Below are 15835 nucleotides of genomic sequence, written 5' to 3'. Positions count from 1 at the left end.
CGCCGTACTCGCTGTAGTCGATCAGCGGGTGGTGGCGCATGAGCTCCTTGCGCGAGCTGAACCGCGGGTCGGCCAGGACCGACCGGGCCAGGTCGTATCCGGTGACCAGCCAGCCCTCGTGCCCGTCGGGGAAGGGGAAGCGGCTGATCGGGCCGTGCTCGCGTGCCTGGATCAGCTCCTTGGGCGGGTCGAAGGGGCAGCCGGGCTGACGCTCCGTCGGCATCGTGGGGAGGGTGTGGAGGGATTCAGTCATAACCGTTCCTTCGTTGCAATGAATGGGGGAAGTCAGGAGATCTTGCGGCGGTAGGCGTTCATGGCGAAGACGTACGCGACGGCGAGGATGCCGACACACCAGGCCAGGGCGACCCAGACGTCGGTGCCGACCGGCTGCTGGCTGAACAGGGCGCGGATGGCGTTGACGATGGAGGTCACCGGCTGGTGCTCGGCGAAGAAGCGCACCGGGCCGGGCATGGTGGCGGTGGGGACGAAGGCCGAGCTGAGGAACGGCAGGAAGATGAGCGGGTAGGAGAACGCGCTCGCGCCTTCCATGGTCTTCGCGGTCAGGCCGGGGATGACGGCGATCCACGTCAGTGCCAGGGTGAACAGGATCAGGATGCCGGCGACGGCGAGCCATGCCTGCACTCCCGCCGCCGAGCGGAAGCCCATGAGCAGGGCGACGAGCACGACGACCGCGAGCGAGATCAGGTTGGCGACCAGCGAGGTCAGCACGTGCGCCCACAGCACGGACGAGCGCGCGGTCGGCATGGACTGGAATCGCTCGAAGATGCCGCTCTTCATGTCCATGAACAGCCGGAACGCGGTGTAGGCGACGCCCGAGGCGACTGTGATGAGCAGGATGCCGGGAAGCTGGTAGTTCACGTACGAGTCCGACCCGGTGTTGATCGCGCCGCCGAACACGTAGACGAACATCAGCATCATGGCGATCGGCATGACCGCGGTCGTGATGATGGTGTCCGGGCTGCGCGTGATGTGGCGCAGGGATCGTCCCAGCAGGACGGTGGTGTCGCCGAAGAAGTGCTTGGTCATCGTGGTTCCCTTAGGTGTTGTTGGTGGCGACGAGGGAGAGGAAGACGTCCTCGAGGGTCGGCTGCTTTTCGACGTATTCGACCTTGGCGGGCGGGAGCAGCTGCTTGAGCTCGTCCAAGGTGCCGTTGACGATGATCCGGCCCTCGTGCAGGATCGCGATCCGGTCGGCGAGTTGTTCGGCCTCGTCCAGGTACTGCGTCGTCAGCAGCACTGTCGTACCTCGGTGGGCGAGTTCCTTGACGGCCTGCCACACCTCGATGCGCGCCTGGGGGTCGAGCCCGGTGGTCGGCTCGTCGAGGAAGATGACCGGCGGGTTCCCGATGAGGCTCATGGCGATGTCGAGGCGGCGGCGCATGCCGCCCGAATAGGTGGCCACCTTCCGTGCGCCGGCGTCGGTCAGCGAGAAACGGGCGAGCAGGTCATCGGCGACCTTGCCCGGGTTCTTGAGGTGCCGCAGCCGGGCGACCAGCACGAGGTTCTCCCGCCCGCTGAGGATCTCGTCGACGGCGGCGAACTGTCCGGTGAGGCTGATGGACTCCCGCACGTCGCCGGCCTGCGTGGCGACATCGAAGCCGTTCACGCTCGCGGTGCCCGCGTCGGCCTTGAGCAGCGTGGACAGGATTTTCACGGCGGTGGTCTTGCCTGCCCCGTTCGAGCCGAGCAGGGCGAAGATGCTGCCGGGCGCCACCTCGAAGTCCACGCCGCGCAGCACGTGTAGTTCCTTGTACGACTTCTCCAGGCCTCGCACCTGGATCGCCTGGGCTTGCTGTTTCGTCATCAGATGGTCCTGTCTTCTGTGTCTTCGCCGGCGGCGCGCGCGATGGCGCTGGTGAGGCGGTTTCGCTCCCGGGCTCGCCACTGCCCGATGGGGTAGTTCTGTGCGAACGCCTCGACGAACTCCACGGGGTCCTCCCCGAAGATGTCGCGGATCGGGGTTCCGTCCGCCGCGCTCCGTTCGAACAGGTCGGCGAGGTCCTCGTACATCGCGATCGAGCCTTCCACCGGCCCGGTGTGGATCAGGTATCGATCCAGCGCTTCTACTGCCGTGCGGTAGTTCTCGGGAAGCTGCTTGATGCGCGCCTTGTACTGCCGGTAGCGCCGCTTCTCCTCGAGCGATCCGGTGACCACCTCCAGGTACTGCAGGTAGCGGCTCTTCTGCTCGTTCGGCTCTGTGGCCATGCCTACTTACCTCCTTCGTGGAGCTGTTCGAGCCGTTCTGCGAGGAAGCTCCAAGTCCTCCAGAACTCCTCGAGGTACGCCTGTCCCTGAGCGTTGAGGGAGTACACCTTGCGCGGCGGCCCCTTCTCGGACGGGACCTTCTCCACGTCTACGAAGCCGCGCTGCTCGACCCTGACCAGCAGGGCGTAGATGGTGCCCTCGGCGATGTCGGAGAAGCCCTGATCCCGCAGCCACGCCGTGATCTCGTAGCCGTACGCGGGCCGACCGGACAGGATCGCCAGGACGATGCCCTCCAGCACGCCCTTGAGCATCTCCGTCATCTGCTTGCCCATGGAACATCCTTCAGCTACTCGGTATTGCTAGCTACTGGTACATAGTAACGCTGAATAGCTGAAAGGCAAGCCGGAATGTCGATCCTCGGCGTCGCCGTCGCGGATGCGGGTCCCGCAGTCGCTGAACTGTTCATGGCGTCCACCATCGCCTGCCGCGCTGACATCGGGCCGTTGCCGTGCTGACATGGCGGCTGGGACGATGACGTTCGCGAGTTCCATGGCGGGCTGGAGGAGGTGGATGCGGCTGCTCAGATCCGGGGGCCGAGGAAGCGGCGCGGTCGAACGCCTCCGGGATGATCGTCTCGATCGAGTCGGCGGATGCATGGTGTCGACGTGACCGGTGCGGGTGATCTGGGCTACCGGCGGTTATGTTGAGGCATCGGTATCGTCCGGTCGCGCGATGGGGGAGCGTTGTGAGCGATCGCCGGCACGTGCCCGCGCCGGAGGCGGCTCGTGGTCCGGGCGCGCACGACGCGGTGCGGCTCGCGTTGGTGGTCGGTGCACTCGGTGTGGTGTTCGGCGACATCGGGACCAGCCCCATCTACACCCTGCAGACGGTGTTCAACCCGAGCGACCCGCATCCCGTCCCGGTGAGCACGGAGAACGTGTTCGGGGTGGTGTCGCTGGTGTTCTGGTCAGTGATGATCATCGTCACGGTCACGTACGTGCTGCTGGCGATGCGCGCCGACAACGACGGTGAGGGCGGCATCATGGCGCTGATCACGCTGTTGCGGCGGTGGAGCACGCAGCGGGGCCGGCGGGCCACCACCGTGCTGGCTGCGCTGGGCATCTTCGGCGCTTCACTGTTCTTCGGGGACAGCATGATCACCCCGGCGATCTCGGTGCTGTCCGCGGTCGAAGGGCTCAAGGTCGTCGAGCCGTCACTGGCAGACCTCGTCGTGCCGATCACCGCGCTGATCATCGTGCTGCTGTTCCTGGTGCAGCGCCGGGGGACCGCGGCCGTCGGCCGGGTGTTCGGGCCCGTGATGATCGCCTGGTTCGTGACCATCGGCGCGTGCGGCGTGGCCGGCATCGCCGAGCACCCGGACATCCTCAAGGCGCTGTCGCCGACCTACGCGATCGGCTTCCTGGCCGGTCATTTCGGCGTCGCCTTCTTCTCCCTGGCGGCGGTCGTGCTCGCGGTCACCGGCGCCGAGGCGTTGTACGCCGACATGGGCCACTTCGGCCGCCGGTCGATCAACCGCGCCTGGCTGATCCTCGTGTTCCCCGCGTGCGTTCTCAGCTATCTCGGCCAGGGCGCGCTGATCCTCGCCGATCCGGCCAACATCAGCAGCCCGTTCTTCCTGCTCGTCCCCGGCTGGGGGCGGCTGCCGATGGTCCTGCTGGCCACGGCGGCGACCGTGATCGCGTCCCAGGCGGTGATCACGGGCGCGTACTCGGTCGCATCCCAGGCCGCACAACTCGGCTACCTGCCACGGCTGCGGATCTCGCACACCTCCGAGTCCACCATGGGCCAGGTCTACGTCCCCTGGATCAACTGGCTGCTGATGGTCTCGGTGCTCACCCTGGTCTTCGCCTTCCGCAGCTCCACGGCGCTGGCCTTCGCGTTCGGCATGGCGGTGACCGGGACGATCACCATCACCACCCTGCTGTTCTTTTACGTGGCCCGCGCGAAGTGGGGCACACCGGTCTGGATCATCGGCCTCGGCGCGACCGTGCTGCTGGGGGTGGACCTGCTGTTCGTCGCGGCCAACCTGACCAAGCTCGTCCACGGCGCGTGGCTGCCGCTGCTGATCGGCCTCACCGCGTTCACCGTCATGACCACCTGGCAACGGGGCCGCGAGATCATCACCGCGGAACGCGAACGGCGCGAAGGCTCGCTGCGCGAGTTCGTCGGCCGGCTGCGTACCGGGAAGGCGGCGACGCGGCGAGTTCCGGGCACGGCCGTCTTCCTCAACCGGGGCAAGGAGACCGCGCCGCTGGCCATGCGCGCCAATGTCGAGCACAACCACGTGCGGCACGACCACGTCCTGATCATGTCCATCGAGACGGAGCCCGTGCCCCGCGTTCCGGCCGACCGGCGCATCGCCGTCGACGACCTCGGCTACGCCGACGACGGGATCTTCCACGTCACCGCCCGCTTCGGCTACATGGAGACCCCGGACGTGCTCGGCGCGCTGGCGCTGCTCGACCCGGCCATGACCGAGGGGCGGCTGCGGCTCGACCAGGCGTCCTACTTCCTGTCGAAGGTCGAGCTCCGGCGTGGTACGGCTCCGACGATGGCGCCGTGGCGCAAGCGGCTGTTCATCGCCACCTCGTACATCACCGCCGACGCCGCCGAGTACTTCGGCCTGCCCCGCGACCGCACCGTCATCATGGGCTCGCAGATCGAGGTCTAGCCCGACGGGGGTGACCTCGCCCGGCTACTGGGGCTTGTAGTGGGAGAACACGTCCCGCACCTCCCGCGGCGAACAGGCGAGCGCGGCCTCGTCGGGGTCGGCGCCCGTGACGTGAGGCAGGTGCACGAGGATGTCGTACGCGTCCAGCGCGCTCACAGGGGAGTAGTACGCGCCCACACCGGCGCGTTGCACGGCGGCACCCCGGACGGCCTCGGCGTCGGCGGGCGACAGTCGCCGCAGATCGGTGGCGAAGGGGCCGTCGTGGCCGGCGTGCATGAGGGCGTCGAGGCTGCCGGGCTCCGGAGCCTCCATCGGCGCGAAGAGGACACCGGCCTGGAAGGCCGCGAAGTCGGAGTTGAGCATGTGGCCGGTTCCCGAGGTGGCGCCGATGACCAGGTAATCCTCGCCCAGCCGGTCGGCCAGGTGCATCCCCATCGGCGTCACCGGGTCCATGCCGGGGAGTGCGGCGGGCCCGCGCTGGACGTGGCCGTTGTGGGCGGCCAGGACGATCCGGTCCTGTCGGCGCAGGATCCATTCGACCGTGTCGGCGATCTCGGCGTCGCGGTTGTACATCACGCTCTGCTGGTCGCCGCCGGTCATACCGCGGATGACGGACTCCAGGGTGAGCGCGTGGTGCATGGATCGCAGCGCGCGCTCGTACTCCTCGGCGGTGGTGCGCCGGACGTACTCCAGGCGCCGGCCCTTCATACGCGCGGCGAGGCCGGTGAGGCCCGCCGTCAGCGCGTCCTTCGTCTCGGGCGGGAGCTGGGCGTAAACCGCCATGGTCGCGGGGGCGGCGAACGCGGACGTCGCCGCGAAGGCCGAGGCCGTCTCCCGGATGGCCGGGTCGAGCCGGCAGCCGGGATCGGCCTGCGCGAGGTAGGCGAGCACGGCGTCCAGGGCGGGGATCAGGGAGGCGTTCTGGCCTCCCAGATCTATGCCGTAGAAGCCGACGGGGCGCTCGGCGGTGGCGTTGTGCCGGCGCATCCACTCCAGGTGGGTGCCCATCTGCCGCCAAAGGCCCGTCAGTGAGGTCAGGCCGCTCGCCATGATCTCGTCGAGCCGGTCCTCGCCGCCTCGAACCCAGGCGTCGGTACGCCGGCTCTCCGTGAATCCGGTCTCCATCGCGTACGCGCCGAACCCGTGCCGCTCGGTCAGGTAGCGCAGCAGGCGGCGGCGCAGCTCGTAGAACTCCCGGTTGTAGTGCGCGCTCTCGCCGATCGCCACCACCCGCGCGTCACCGATCGCGTCGTCCAGCCATTCCAGGTCGTCCAGCGCGGCGCCCGGGTCCAGCGTGCGCAGGGGGATCACCGCCTCGTCGCTGAGCCGTGCCATCGTTGCCCCTCTCGAATAGTTCCAACTTTGGGAACAGTACCAGTTATGGAAATATAGGAGAATGGACACGCTTGAGTTGATCTTGCATCCCGTCAGGCTGCGCATCATGTGGGCACTGTCGGGCGGGCGCACCCGCACCACGTCCGACCTGTGCGAGAGTCTGCCCGACGTGCCCAAGACCACCCTGTACCGGCACGTGGGCCTGCTCGCCGACGCCGGGCTGCTGGAAGTCGCCGACGAGCAGCGGGTACGGGGGATGGTCGAGCGCTACTACCGGCTGCGGCAGAACGCCACCCACATCGATCTCGACACGGCCAAGGCGATGTCGCTTCAGGACCACCGCCACGGGTTCGCGGCGGCCATGGCGGCGCTGCTCGCGGAGTTCAACGCCTATCTTGATCGGCCGGGCGCCGACCCGGTCGCGGATCGGGTGGGGTATCGGCAGGGGACGTTGTGGCTTACCCCGGAGGAGATGGAGGAAATCGCGGGTGAGCTGCGGGAGGTGCTCAGGGCGCGGACGGGGAACGGGCCCGGACCGGAGCGGCGACCGCATGTGATCAGCGCGATCTTCTTTCCGACGGAGGAGCGGGGGCAGGACGAAGGAAGCCCGTGAACTCGTCCCGGACGGCGATGCCCAGCCCGGCGAGGTCAGTCGTCGATTGCCTGGTAGAGGGTGGTCCAGAAGTCGTGGATGGTCCGTGTCGAGTCCGGGGTGGACATCCCGGTCTGGGTGAGCAGGATGCCGACGAGCTGGTTGTGCGGGTCGGCGTAGGTGATGGTGCCGGCTCCGCCGTCCCAGCCGAACTGGCCGACGGGCGCGTAGTCGCCGCGGTAGGTGCGCACCGCCATCCCGAAACCCCAGCCGCCATGCTGCCCGGTGCCGTACGCCAAATGAACGGCACCCTGATCGCCGCATCGCAGCGCGCGGCGGAGATCCTCGGGGCCACGACCCCGGCCGGTGCCCGCTTCGGCTTCTCTGCCGAGTTCCCGCTCCTCGTGAACGCGCCCCTCCGGCAAGCCATGGAGCAGTGGCAGCAGGGCCAGGCCGACCGGAGTGCCGAGCTGGGACTCTCCTCTCGTGTCCACCGGGCAGCCTACCGCAGATCAATCTCCATGCAGATTGTTTGACAGCAGATGATTTGCAGACATACGGTCCGAACCGTCTGTCCGCCAATTGTTTGCATGCAGATGGAGAGTGACCGTGATCCGAACCGACGGCCGCCAACAGGTGGCCCTGGTGGTGCTGTGCGCCGCGGTGTTTCTGGACTCGATGGACCTGTCGTTGATGGGCGTGGCCCTGCCCGCCATCGGGCGTGATCTGTCGCTGCCGGAGAGCGCCCTGCAGTGGCTGATGTCCGGCTACGCGGTCGCCTACGGCGGCTTCCTGCTGACCGCCGGGCTGATCGCCTCCGGCCTGCTGACCGAGATCAGCTGGCGGCTGGTGTTCTTCCTGCCGATTCCGGTCGCGCTGCTCGTGCTGGCCGCGGCGCCGCTGGTGCTGCCACGCGGGGTCCGGCCGGCCGGGATACGCAAGAGGTTCGACGCCGCCGGCGCGGTGGCCGCCGCCGGAATGCTGGTCCAGGGCGCGGGCATCCTGTTGTTCCTGCGGGCCGGAGCCACCGGCGACTACCTCACGGTGCTGCTGCCCGCACTGGTCGTGCACGGCGTCGGCAACGGGCTGTCGTTCCCCAGCCTCAACATCGCCGCGGTCGCCGGCCTGCCGGACGAGCGGCAGGGCCTGGCCTCGGGGCTGGTCACCTCCGCCGTCCAGATCGGCGCCGGGATCGGCGTCGCGGCGCTGGCCGCGGTCATGACCTTGGGTGAGTCCGTACTGGCCGGTTACCGGATCGCGTTCGTGACCGCGGGCGGCTTCTCCCTGGCCGGCGCCCTCATCGCCGCCTACGGCCTGCGCTCGCGCCGCCCCGCACCCGTCCCCGCCGCCTGACAGGAGACCCATCGTGACGCTGGACCTCACCCCCGACGAACTGCTGAGCACCACCCGCGCCGTCCGCAAACGCCTGGACTTCACCCGGCCGGTGCCTCGCGAGCTGATCGAACAGTGCGTGGACCTCGCCGTGCAGGCGCCCACCGGGCGCAACCGGCAGCGCTGGCACTTCATGGTCGTGACCGAGCCCGAGCAGCGCCGGGCCGTGGCCGACATCTTCCTGCGCGCCCTGACGCCGGCCACGGGGCAGTCACTGACCGAACGTGATCTGTGGCGCATGAGCTACCACTCCGGCTCCACCGAGCGGGTTTTCGATGGCCTGCGGCACCTGGCCGCCAACATCCACCGGGTGCCCGCGTTCGTCATCCCCGGCGTGGAGGGACGCACCGACCATGAGCCGGTGGCCGTGCAGGCGGGGGCGTGGGGGTCGATCCTGCCTGCGGTGTGGAGTTTCATGCTGGCCGCCCGGGCGCGCGGGCTGGGCACGGTGTGGACCACCGCGCAGGCGCCGCTCGAACGCGAGCTGGCCAAGGTGCTCGGCGTGCCGTACGAGGAGGTCATGCTGGCGGCCTTCATCCCGCTGGCCTTCACGCTCGGCACCGACTTCAGGCCCGCTCCCCGCATCCCGCGGGAGGAAGTTCTGCACTGGGACCGGTGGTGAGCCTCATCCCCGAGCACGGGTAGGCCCGTGCGCGCGGCTCAATGCCCGTTTCGCGGCGTGGAGGTGGCGCTCGTTGCGGATAGCCCCATCACCCCGCTCGGCCGCTGCCCCACCGCCCCCGGGCGCTCGATGATCCGAGACTTGGCAAGGTCTTGGAACGCCCCATGCCATTACCCGAACACCTCATGCACAGCCTGCTACGGCCCGCGTGTTCAACTGGGCGGAGGGATGGCGCATGGAGACTCCGCGACGTTGGTCGATTACGGCGCGTATCACGGTGTTCGCTGGGGCGGTGGCGACCCTGCTGTCCGCGCTCCTGGCCGCGATGGTCATGATGGCGGTCCATCGGGTCGCCATGGGAGACCTCATGGCGGAGCTCACCGCCGCCGGTGGTCGTGTGGCCAATGAGGTGGAGCACAACGAGGTGGTCACGCCGCTGGTCGAGTACAAGGACCGCAACCTGCAGATCGTCGACGGCACGGGGAAGGTCGTCGCCGCGACGTCGCAACTGCAGGGCAAGCCGGTCATGGCCGGCTTCACCCCCGACCACGAGAACGTCTCCAGCGGCGTCGTCTGCGGCGGGGTCTTCCGTTCCGGCGAGTGCAACCTCGTGGTCGCGCAGTCGGCGTACCGGACAGGAGACGACTGGGTCGTTTACAGTTCCTCTCGCACGGTCCCTCCGTACGTCGATCCGTGGCTGGCCGCGACGGTGATCGGCGCCGCCGTGGCGATGGCGGCGGCCATCACCACGATCGGCCATCGGATCGTCACCGAATCGCTCAGACCGGTGAACGCCATCCGGATGGAGCTCGACAAGATCACGGAGACCCGTCCCGACCGGCGGGTGCCTCTTCCGCGAAGCCAGGACGAGATCCACGAGCTGGCCGACAGCGTCAACCGGACTCTGGCGCGACTGGAGGCCGCGATGAAACTGCAGCGGCATTTCACCTCGGACGCCTCCCACGAGCTGCGTACCCCCATCGCCGCGATACGGGCCGAGGTCGAGGACGCCCTGCACGCGCCCGAGGAGACCAGCGTGCCGACGCTGGGCAACACCGTTCTGAGGAGCGTGGACCGGCTCGAGGCGATCGTGGGCGACCTGCTGACCATCGCGCGGCTGGAGGCGGGCAAGGAGGTGGACCGCGAGCCGATCGACCTGGCCGAATTCGTGACCTCGGAGTGCGAGAGGCGCCCGAAGCAGGACAAGCGGTTCGAGTTCTCGCTCGAGCGCGGTGTGGTGGTGACCGGCGACCGGGTTCAGCTGTCGCGCCTGCTCGCCAACCTGATCGACAACGCCGAGCGGCACGCCGCCACCACCATCGCCTTCCACGTACGGCGCTCGTTCTGCCCCAAGCGCGACACCGAGCGCTTCCCGAACGGCATCGCGATGCTGGAAGTGATCGACAACGGTCCGGGCATCGATCCGGAGAAGCGCGAGCTGGTCTTCCAGCGCTTCACCCGGCTGGACACCGCCCGTGACAGGTACGCCGGAGGCACCGGACTGGGCCTGCCGATCGCCCGGCAGATCGCCGAGGCGCACGCCGGCACCCTCCGGATCGAGGACAGCCCCCACGGCACCCGGTTCATCCTCCGCCTTCCGCTCGGCTAGGCGTGATCAGCGAATACCACCACGCAGCTCAGGGCACGTGACTCAATGTTCGAGCGGCACACGCTTCCACGCCGCATCGCGCAGCAGGCGCAGCCCGTTGAGGCCGACGATGACGGTGGAGCCCTCGTGCCCGGCCACCCCCAGCGGCAGCGGCAGCTCACCGAACAGATCCCAGGCCACCAGCACGGCGATGAACGTGCCGGCGATGACAAGGTTGGCGACCACCAGGCGGCGGGCCCGGCGGGCCAGCGCGAGGACCGCCGGGACGGTGGACAGGTCGTCGCGGGTGATGACGGCGTCGGCGGCCTGCAGGGTGAGGGCGGCCCCGGAGCCGCCCATCGCGATGCCGGCGTGCGCGCTGGCCAGAGCGGGGGCGTCGTTGACGCCGTCGCCGACCAAGGCCGGCCGGGCGCCTTGCCGCCGCAGCTCGTGGACGGCCTCGACCTTGTCCTGCGGCAGCAGCCCGGCCCGTACGTCGGTGATGCCGGCCTGTTCGGCCACGCGGGCCGCAGCGCGGGGGTTGTCACCGGTCAGCAGGACGGGGGCCGTCCCGGTCAGGCCGGTCAGCTGCGCCACCGCCTGTGCCGCGCCGGCACGCATGCGGTCGGCCAGACCGAGCACCGCGACGGGACGGCCGTCCAGGAGCAGCAGCACGGCGCTGTGCCCGTCCCCCTCGACCTCGGCCACGACCTGGCGGGCCTGCTCGGCATCGCCGGACATGGCGCCGCCCGCGGTCTGGTCCAGCAGGTGAGCGGGGCTGCCGATCTCGACCAGGCGTCCATCGACGCGGGCGCGGACGCCGCGCCCGGGCAGGGCGGCGAAGTCAGCCGCCGCGGGCAGCGGCAGGCGCTGGTGGTGGGCGGCGGCGACGATGGCGCGGCCGAGCGGATGTTCCGAGCCCTGCTCGGCCGCGGCAGCCAGCGCGAGCAGCCGATCGGCCCGCACCCCGCCCTCTGATCCACTTCTCGCGGTGGCCGCCGTGCCGGGCAGGACACGCAGGCAGGTCAGGTACGGCCGGCCCTCGGTCAGGGTTCCGGTCTTGTCGAAGGCGACCAGGTCGACGTCGGCCAGGTGTTCCATCACCACCGCGGACTTGACCAGCACGCCGTTGCGGCCGGCGGTGGCGATCGCGGCCAGCAGCGGCGGCATGGTGGCCAGCACCACCGCGCACGGCGAGGCCACGATCATGAACGTCATCGCCCGCAGCAGACTGTCCTGCACCGAGGTGCCCCACAGCAGGGGCAGCGTGAACAGAGCGAGGGTGGCGGCGACCATGACGATCGAGTAGCGCTGCTCGACCTTCTCGATGAACAGCTGGGTGCGGGCCTTGGTGGCGCCGGCCTGCTCGACCATGGCCACGATCCGGGCGATCACCGTCTCGCCGGCGGGCCGGGTGACCTGGACGCGCAGCGCGCCGGTGCCGTTCATCGTCCCGGCGAACACCTCATCGCCGCTCTGCTTGTCGGCCGGGATGCTCTCGCCGGTGATGGAGGCCTGGTCGACGTCGCTGACCCCGGCCACCACGCGCCCGTCGGCGCCGATACGCTCGCCCGGCCGTACCACGATGACGTCGCCCACCCGCAGGTCGGCGGCCGCCACGACCTCCTCGTCACCGTCGGCGTCGACGCGGGTGGCCTGGTCGGGGGCCAGGTCCAGCAGGCCGCGCACCGAGTCCTCGGTGCGTTTGGTGGCCACCGCCTCCAGCGCGCCGGAGGTGGCGAAGATGACGATCAGCAGCGCGCCGTCGAAGACCTGACCGATCGCCGCGGCGCCGATCGCGGCGACGACCATGAGCAGATCGACGTCCAGGGTCTTCTCACGCAAGGCTTTCAGCCCGGCCAGGCCCGGCTCCCAGCCGCCGGCGGCGTAGCAGGCCAGATACAGCGCCCACCACAGCCAGGCGGGCGCGCCGCCGAGCTGGGCCAGGCCGCCCGCGGCGAACAGCGCGGTGGCCGCCAGGGCCCAGCGCACCTCCGGCAGTGAGCCCGCTCCCGAGCGCCACCAGCGCAGCGGTCTGGATGCGGGTGCCGGACGTGCGGGGGCGTCGAACGTGGTCAGATCAGTAGTCACCGAAGCATCATATATGCGCAGTCACGCAGATACGCATGCAGTGAGGTTCAGGGTAGGCTTGCCGTATGCACACCTCGCTGCCCGACTTCGACATGCCGAACGAGGAACAGGTGCATCTGGCCGCCGAGTCATTCCGCCTGTTGTCCGATCCCACCCGCATCAAGATCCTTTGGGCGCTGCTGCAGGGCGAGTCCAACGTCGCCTGCCTGGCCGAGCTCGCCGACGCCGCCCCCACCGCGGTCAGCCAGCACCTGGCCAAACTCCGGCTGGCCGGGCTCGTCAAGGGCCGCCGTGAGGGCACGTTCGTGTACTACAGCGCCGCCGACGAGCACGTCCGGCGCCTGCTGGCCGAAGGACTGTTCCACGTCGACCACCTCGACCGAGCCGGCCACGCCGAAGGGGCCGTCCAGGCCGAGGCTCGGCTGGACCCGCCGCCGGGCGAACGAGCGGCCGCGCACGCACGCTGACCGCCCAGCCGTCGCAGGTAGGCGTTTCAGACACTCCAGCGGCATCGATCATGAGTCCGGAGACGCTTTGGTGATCAGAGTGGTGCAAGCGGCAGGATCGAAAATTTCAACCGCCGACGGGCAGACGGTCGAGTGTGTGCATGATGGCGGCTTGGCCGGTGCGCAGGGCGGCGGCCGGGTCGGGGCGCTGCACGGCGAAGGTCCTGATCTCGCCCGTCCACGGGCCACTGGTGAAGGGTTCGAGTCGGGGGTCGATGCTGTAGGCCTGCTCGTCCTCGTCGGAGAGGCATGAGCCGTCCCAGCCGAGCAGCCCGGTGCGCGCCCGTTCGGCGCTCTGCTCGTCAGGCAGGAACAGCACATCCTCGCGGACCGATACCTCACCGATCAGGCGACGGGTGACGGCGGGCGCGCCGCCGTAGGCGTTCTGCTCATGAAGGGGGTCCCTGCAGACCAGTTCATGCGAGCCTGGCGCGCAGTGCCCTGGAGCGGTACATGCGGGTCAGGCTCGCCGTCCACCTCGAACGGCCAGGCCCACGTCACCTCCGCCGGCAGCCCGCCACGCGCGCGCTCGGCCGAGATGTTTGCGGCATTCCAGCTGCGGCATAACCGTTCTTGCCATAGAACGGATACGGCAGTGGCGGCTTCTCCACGTTTCCCCAGGCGACGCGCTCGCATCCGGGAGAACATTGAGGAATACCTGGAACCCCCCGTCCCCGGCGAAGGAGCCTTGGCAGGTTGGCGGAAGTGGCCGATGCCGCGGTGTGGAGAAGTCGGTCACCAGGGACTGTTTCTCCTGTTCACGCCGGGGGTCTTTCATGAGCAGGAGGTCGGACGTGGCTTCGATGGGCTCCTCGGCCCCCGGATCGAAGGGCCCTTCACGACCGGGCCAGGGTGCCCGGAAGTCCTGGCGCGACCGCATCCACTGGGAGATGGTGAGCGCCCTGGCGGGCATCGGCGGGTTGATCGTCGCTCTTGCCGCGCTTCGGGCGGGTGGACAACCTGGCTCAGGGGTCACGTCGGCGTCACCGACGCCGACGCCGACGGTGACGGTGACCGAATCGGCGGCCCCGTCTTCCCGCTCTCGTTCCAGGACGCCGAAGCCGACGGTCGAAGAGGACCCGTCGACCGAGCCGACGGGGTCGGCGTGCGTCATGACGCCGGGCGAGTGCCGGTTGGAGAAGATGCTCGGCTCGGCGGACTTGAGGAACTGCCGGCCTGCCGCTCGTCCTCCGGCCGGTGCGGTGGCCGCTCTCGACTGCACGGCCGTCCGGTCCGGTCCGGTTCACGATCCGATGATCGTGCTGTTCCGCAGCGACACCGACGCCGCGACGTGGGTGGAGTCGTATTGGTGGGCCCTGCACGACGGCCGGGATGGCAACTGTGCTACCGGGGCCTCGTACAAAGGCAACTGGGTCAGGGGCAAGCTGCTCTGCACCCTCAACGGGCCGTACTACGCCATGTCCTGGACCTACACAGGTCAGTCCGTGGCCATGACCGCCGAGGCTTGGACGCCACAGCCGCTGTACGCCTGGTGGCAGGGCCTTTCGCTGCTGAGCGACTGAGCTTGGCCAGACTGTGGTGAGCAGGAGTCGCTCTCGCAGTTGACCGGAGTTGGGATCGTGCCTCGCCTGGGTGCGCGAGTTCGGGACGACGCACCTGAAGCGGCGGGTACTCCCAGGCGATCCCGGTCCGGCACATGGACAAGATGGCATTCGCGATCTCTCGTAACTCGTGGCTCCGTGCTGCCGTACCCGGCCCGCGCCGGGCAGCCCTCCATGCCGTCAGGGTCGGTGCGATCAACGCCCACCGGGCATCGGACAAGTCGCTGCGATAGGCGCGCCGAGAAGCCCTGTGAAGATCAACGATCTGCCCGCTGGCCCGATACGGGCCGATCATTACGTAAGAAGGTCAGATTCCCTCTTATGCATGGTCAATAGCGAGATGGCGTCGCTGCCGGCTCTGGCCGAGACGCCGACCTGCGGCGACGGGCAACACCGCGGTAGCCGGGAAGGCCTCGCCGACGGGCGAACTCGCGCTTGGACGACCCGCCGCGGGCCACCGCAGGGTCGACAGCCGAATAACAGAGCATATGCTCCATAAAGCGTGTATCGTTGACGACGTCCCGCCGAGGCGGGAGCCAGGAGTTCCTGGTGTGCGCACACCCTGTCGGACCTGCTCCTGCTCGTGATGATCACAGCGTTCCACGTCGCCGTCCCATGTCGGGGACGGCGCACAAGCGGAAGGATGTGTAGTTGACCAGCGAACTGGCGGCCGTTTCGGGGGCCATGCTGATCGCAGGCGGCCTGCTCGCCGGCTTCGGTGCCCCAGCCAGCGCGACCGGTCCCTGCGGCGGCGGCTACAACAGAGTCGGCGTGTACGCCATCCCGGAGAGCGGCACCAGGGTCGGCACCCTGGAGGTCTACGCAAAACGCTGGGTGGGCGGTGTGCACTGCGGCTGACGATGCCCTGGGGCGGCACTGCTGATGATCACAAGCGGTCCCACTCATACGTCTTTCGGTCCTGGGGAACCGCCGAGGGCGCAGCCGCAGACGGTGTGTTCGCCGACGAGGTCGCCGACCTGGACAACAGCGCCGCCACGCTGGTCGGCCACTGGAAGCTGGACGAGGAGTCGGGCACGCCGTCGGCGCCAGGTCGAGCTTCACGGTGGCCGCCTGGGTCCAGCTCGACTACCTGCCCACCGCCGACGTGGCCCAGCCGGGCGGCCGGGTTCCAGTTCGGCTTCGACAAGGAGCAGCAGCGGTGGACCCTCGGCATGAGGGCCGCCGACACCGACACCGCCGCCCTCGTACGCACCCGCTCCGACGCCATC

The 15835-nt window shown here is 69.2% G+C and carries 18 protein-coding genes and 2 pseudogenes; 10 read left to right on the top strand and 10 right to left on the bottom strand.

Annotated features, from left to right (window positions below; translation table 11 throughout):
• The 5 genes and pseudogenes from AB0L65_RS62410 to AB0L65_RS62390 form a co-directional block, all read right to left on the bottom strand.
• A pseudogene (locus AB0L65_RS62410) lies at window positions 1–253 on the bottom strand (cytochrome P450); the annotation flags it as partial.
• Between the two features lie 32 nt (window positions 254–285).
• A complete protein-coding gene (locus AB0L65_RS62405; protein ID WP_364267359.1) occupies window positions 286–1047 on the bottom strand; it encodes an ABC transporter permease in 762 nt (253 codons plus the stop codon).
• Between the two features lie 10 nt (window positions 1048–1057).
• On the bottom strand, window positions 1058–1825 hold the full coding sequence (locus AB0L65_RS62400; RefSeq protein ID WP_364267356.1) for an ATP-binding cassette domain-containing protein: 768 nt from the start codon (window positions 1823–1825) through the stop codon (window positions 1058–1060).
• The gene (locus tag AB0L65_RS62395) at window positions 1825–2226 is read right to left on the bottom strand and encodes a DUF1048 domain-containing protein (protein WP_364267353.1); all 402 of its coding nucleotides are present in this window, start codon (window positions 2224–2226) and stop codon (window positions 1825–1827) included. Before AB0L65_RS62395 ends, AB0L65_RS62400 begins: the two co-directional genes overlap by 1 nt.
• Window positions 2227–2228: 2 nt before the next feature.
• Window positions 2229–2558, bottom strand: coding sequence for a PadR family transcriptional regulator (locus AB0L65_RS62390; protein WP_364267350.1), 330 nt, complete (start codon window positions 2556–2558; stop codon window positions 2229–2231).
• Between the two features lie 413 nt (window positions 2559–2971).
• Here AB0L65_RS62390 and AB0L65_RS62385 point away from each other — a divergent pair, with 413 nt between their 5' ends.
• Window positions 2972–4918: a potassium transporter Kup gene (locus tag AB0L65_RS62385; RefSeq protein WP_364267347.1), complete on the top strand. Its 1947-nt coding sequence runs from the start codon at window positions 2972–2974 to the stop codon at window positions 4916–4918.
• Window positions 4919–4942: 24 nt separating this feature from the next.
• Here AB0L65_RS62385 and AB0L65_RS62380 read toward each other — a convergent pair whose 3' ends face one another.
• On the bottom strand, window positions 4943–6253 hold the full coding sequence (locus AB0L65_RS62380) for an erythromycin esterase family protein (RefSeq protein WP_364267344.1): 1311 nt from the start codon (window positions 6251–6253) through the stop codon (window positions 4943–4945).
• Between the two features lie 61 nt (window positions 6254–6314).
• On the opposite strand from AB0L65_RS62380, the gene AB0L65_RS62375 reads away from it, so the two are divergent.
• Window positions 6315–6866 carry a helix-turn-helix domain-containing protein gene (locus tag AB0L65_RS62375; protein ID WP_364267341.1) on the top strand — a complete coding sequence of 184 codons (552 nt, stop codon included), beginning with the start codon at window positions 6315–6317 and terminating at the stop codon, window positions 6864–6866.
• 35 nt (window positions 6867–6901) lie between these two features.
• Here the strand turns inward: AB0L65_RS62375 and AB0L65_RS62370 are convergent, their stop codons facing one another.
• Window positions 6902–7144 (bottom strand): hypothetical protein, encoded by a 243-nt coding sequence (locus AB0L65_RS62370; RefSeq protein ID WP_364267338.1) that lies wholly within the window; start codon window positions 7142–7144, stop codon window positions 6902–6904.
• Here AB0L65_RS62370 and AB0L65_RS62365 point away from each other — a divergent pair, their 5' ends adjacent.
• The 4 genes from AB0L65_RS62365 (at window position 7145) to AB0L65_RS62350 (ending at window position 10468) form a co-directional block, all read left to right on the top strand.
• On the top strand, window positions 7145–7381 hold the full coding sequence (locus tag AB0L65_RS62365; protein WP_364267335.1) for a hypothetical protein: 237 nt from the start codon (window positions 7145–7147) through the stop codon (window positions 7379–7381).
• A gap of 73 nt (window positions 7382–7454) precedes the next feature.
• Window positions 7455–8198: an MFS transporter gene (locus tag AB0L65_RS62360; RefSeq protein ID WP_364267332.1), complete on the top strand. Its 744-nt coding sequence runs from the start codon at window positions 7455–7457 to the stop codon at window positions 8196–8198.
• A 13-nt stretch (window positions 8199–8211) separates the two neighbouring features.
• A complete protein-coding gene (locus AB0L65_RS62355; RefSeq protein ID WP_364267329.1) occupies window positions 8212–8859 on the top strand; it encodes a nitroreductase family protein in 648 nt (215 codons plus the stop codon).
• Window positions 8860–9151: 292 nt separating this feature from the next.
• Window positions 9152–10468, top strand: a complete 1317-nt coding sequence (locus tag AB0L65_RS62350) for a HAMP domain-containing sensor histidine kinase (protein ID WP_364267326.1) — start codon at window positions 9152–9154, stop codon at window positions 10466–10468.
• Between the two features lie 42 nt (window positions 10469–10510).
• Here AB0L65_RS62350 and AB0L65_RS62345 read toward each other — a convergent pair whose 3' ends face one another.
• Window positions 10511–12538: a heavy metal translocating P-type ATPase gene (locus AB0L65_RS62345; RefSeq protein ID WP_364267323.1), complete on the bottom strand. Its 2028-nt coding sequence runs from the start codon at window positions 12536–12538 to the stop codon at window positions 10511–10513.
• A 65-nt stretch (window positions 12539–12603) separates the two neighbouring features.
• On the opposite strand from AB0L65_RS62345, the gene AB0L65_RS62340 reads away from it, so the two are divergent.
• Window positions 12604–13005: a metalloregulator ArsR/SmtB family transcription factor gene (locus AB0L65_RS62340; RefSeq protein WP_364267320.1), complete on the top strand. Its 402-nt coding sequence runs from the start codon at window positions 12604–12606 to the stop codon at window positions 13003–13005.
• 106 nt (window positions 13006–13111) lie between these two features.
• Here AB0L65_RS62340 and AB0L65_RS62335 read toward each other — a convergent pair whose 3' ends face one another.
• Window positions 13112–13363 (bottom strand): hypothetical protein, encoded by a 252-nt coding sequence (locus tag AB0L65_RS62335; RefSeq protein WP_364267317.1) that lies wholly within the window; start codon window positions 13361–13363, stop codon window positions 13112–13114.
• A gap of 571 nt (window positions 13364–13934) precedes the next feature.
• Here AB0L65_RS62335 and AB0L65_RS62330 point away from each other — a divergent pair.
• Entirely contained in the window at window positions 13935–14567 is a 633-nt protein-coding gene (locus tag AB0L65_RS62330; protein ID WP_364267362.1) for a hypothetical protein, read from the top strand.
• Between the two features lie 100 nt (window positions 14568–14667).
• Here the strand turns inward: AB0L65_RS62330 and AB0L65_RS62325 are convergent.
• Window positions 14668–14901, bottom strand: a pseudogene (locus AB0L65_RS62325) (transposase); the annotation flags it as partial.
• Window positions 14902–15257: 356 nt separating this feature from the next.
• On the opposite strand from AB0L65_RS62325, the gene AB0L65_RS62320 reads away from it, so the two are divergent.
• Window positions 15258–15464 (top strand): hypothetical protein, encoded by a 207-nt coding sequence (locus AB0L65_RS62320; protein ID WP_364267314.1) that lies wholly within the window; start codon window positions 15258–15260, stop codon window positions 15462–15464.
• Window positions 15465–15559: 95 nt separating this feature from the next.
• Window positions 15560–15835, top strand: a 276-nt coding sequence (locus AB0L65_RS62315; RefSeq protein WP_364267311.1) for a hypothetical protein, incomplete at its 3' end; no start/stop codon positions are given.

It is taken from the genome of Nonomuraea sp. NPDC052116, from assembly GCF_040680035.1.
Classification (GTDB): Bacteria; Actinomycetota; Actinomycetes; order Streptosporangiales; family Streptosporangiaceae; genus Nonomuraea; species Nonomuraea angiospora_A.
This window is presented reverse-complemented; position numbering and strand designations above follow the sequence as displayed.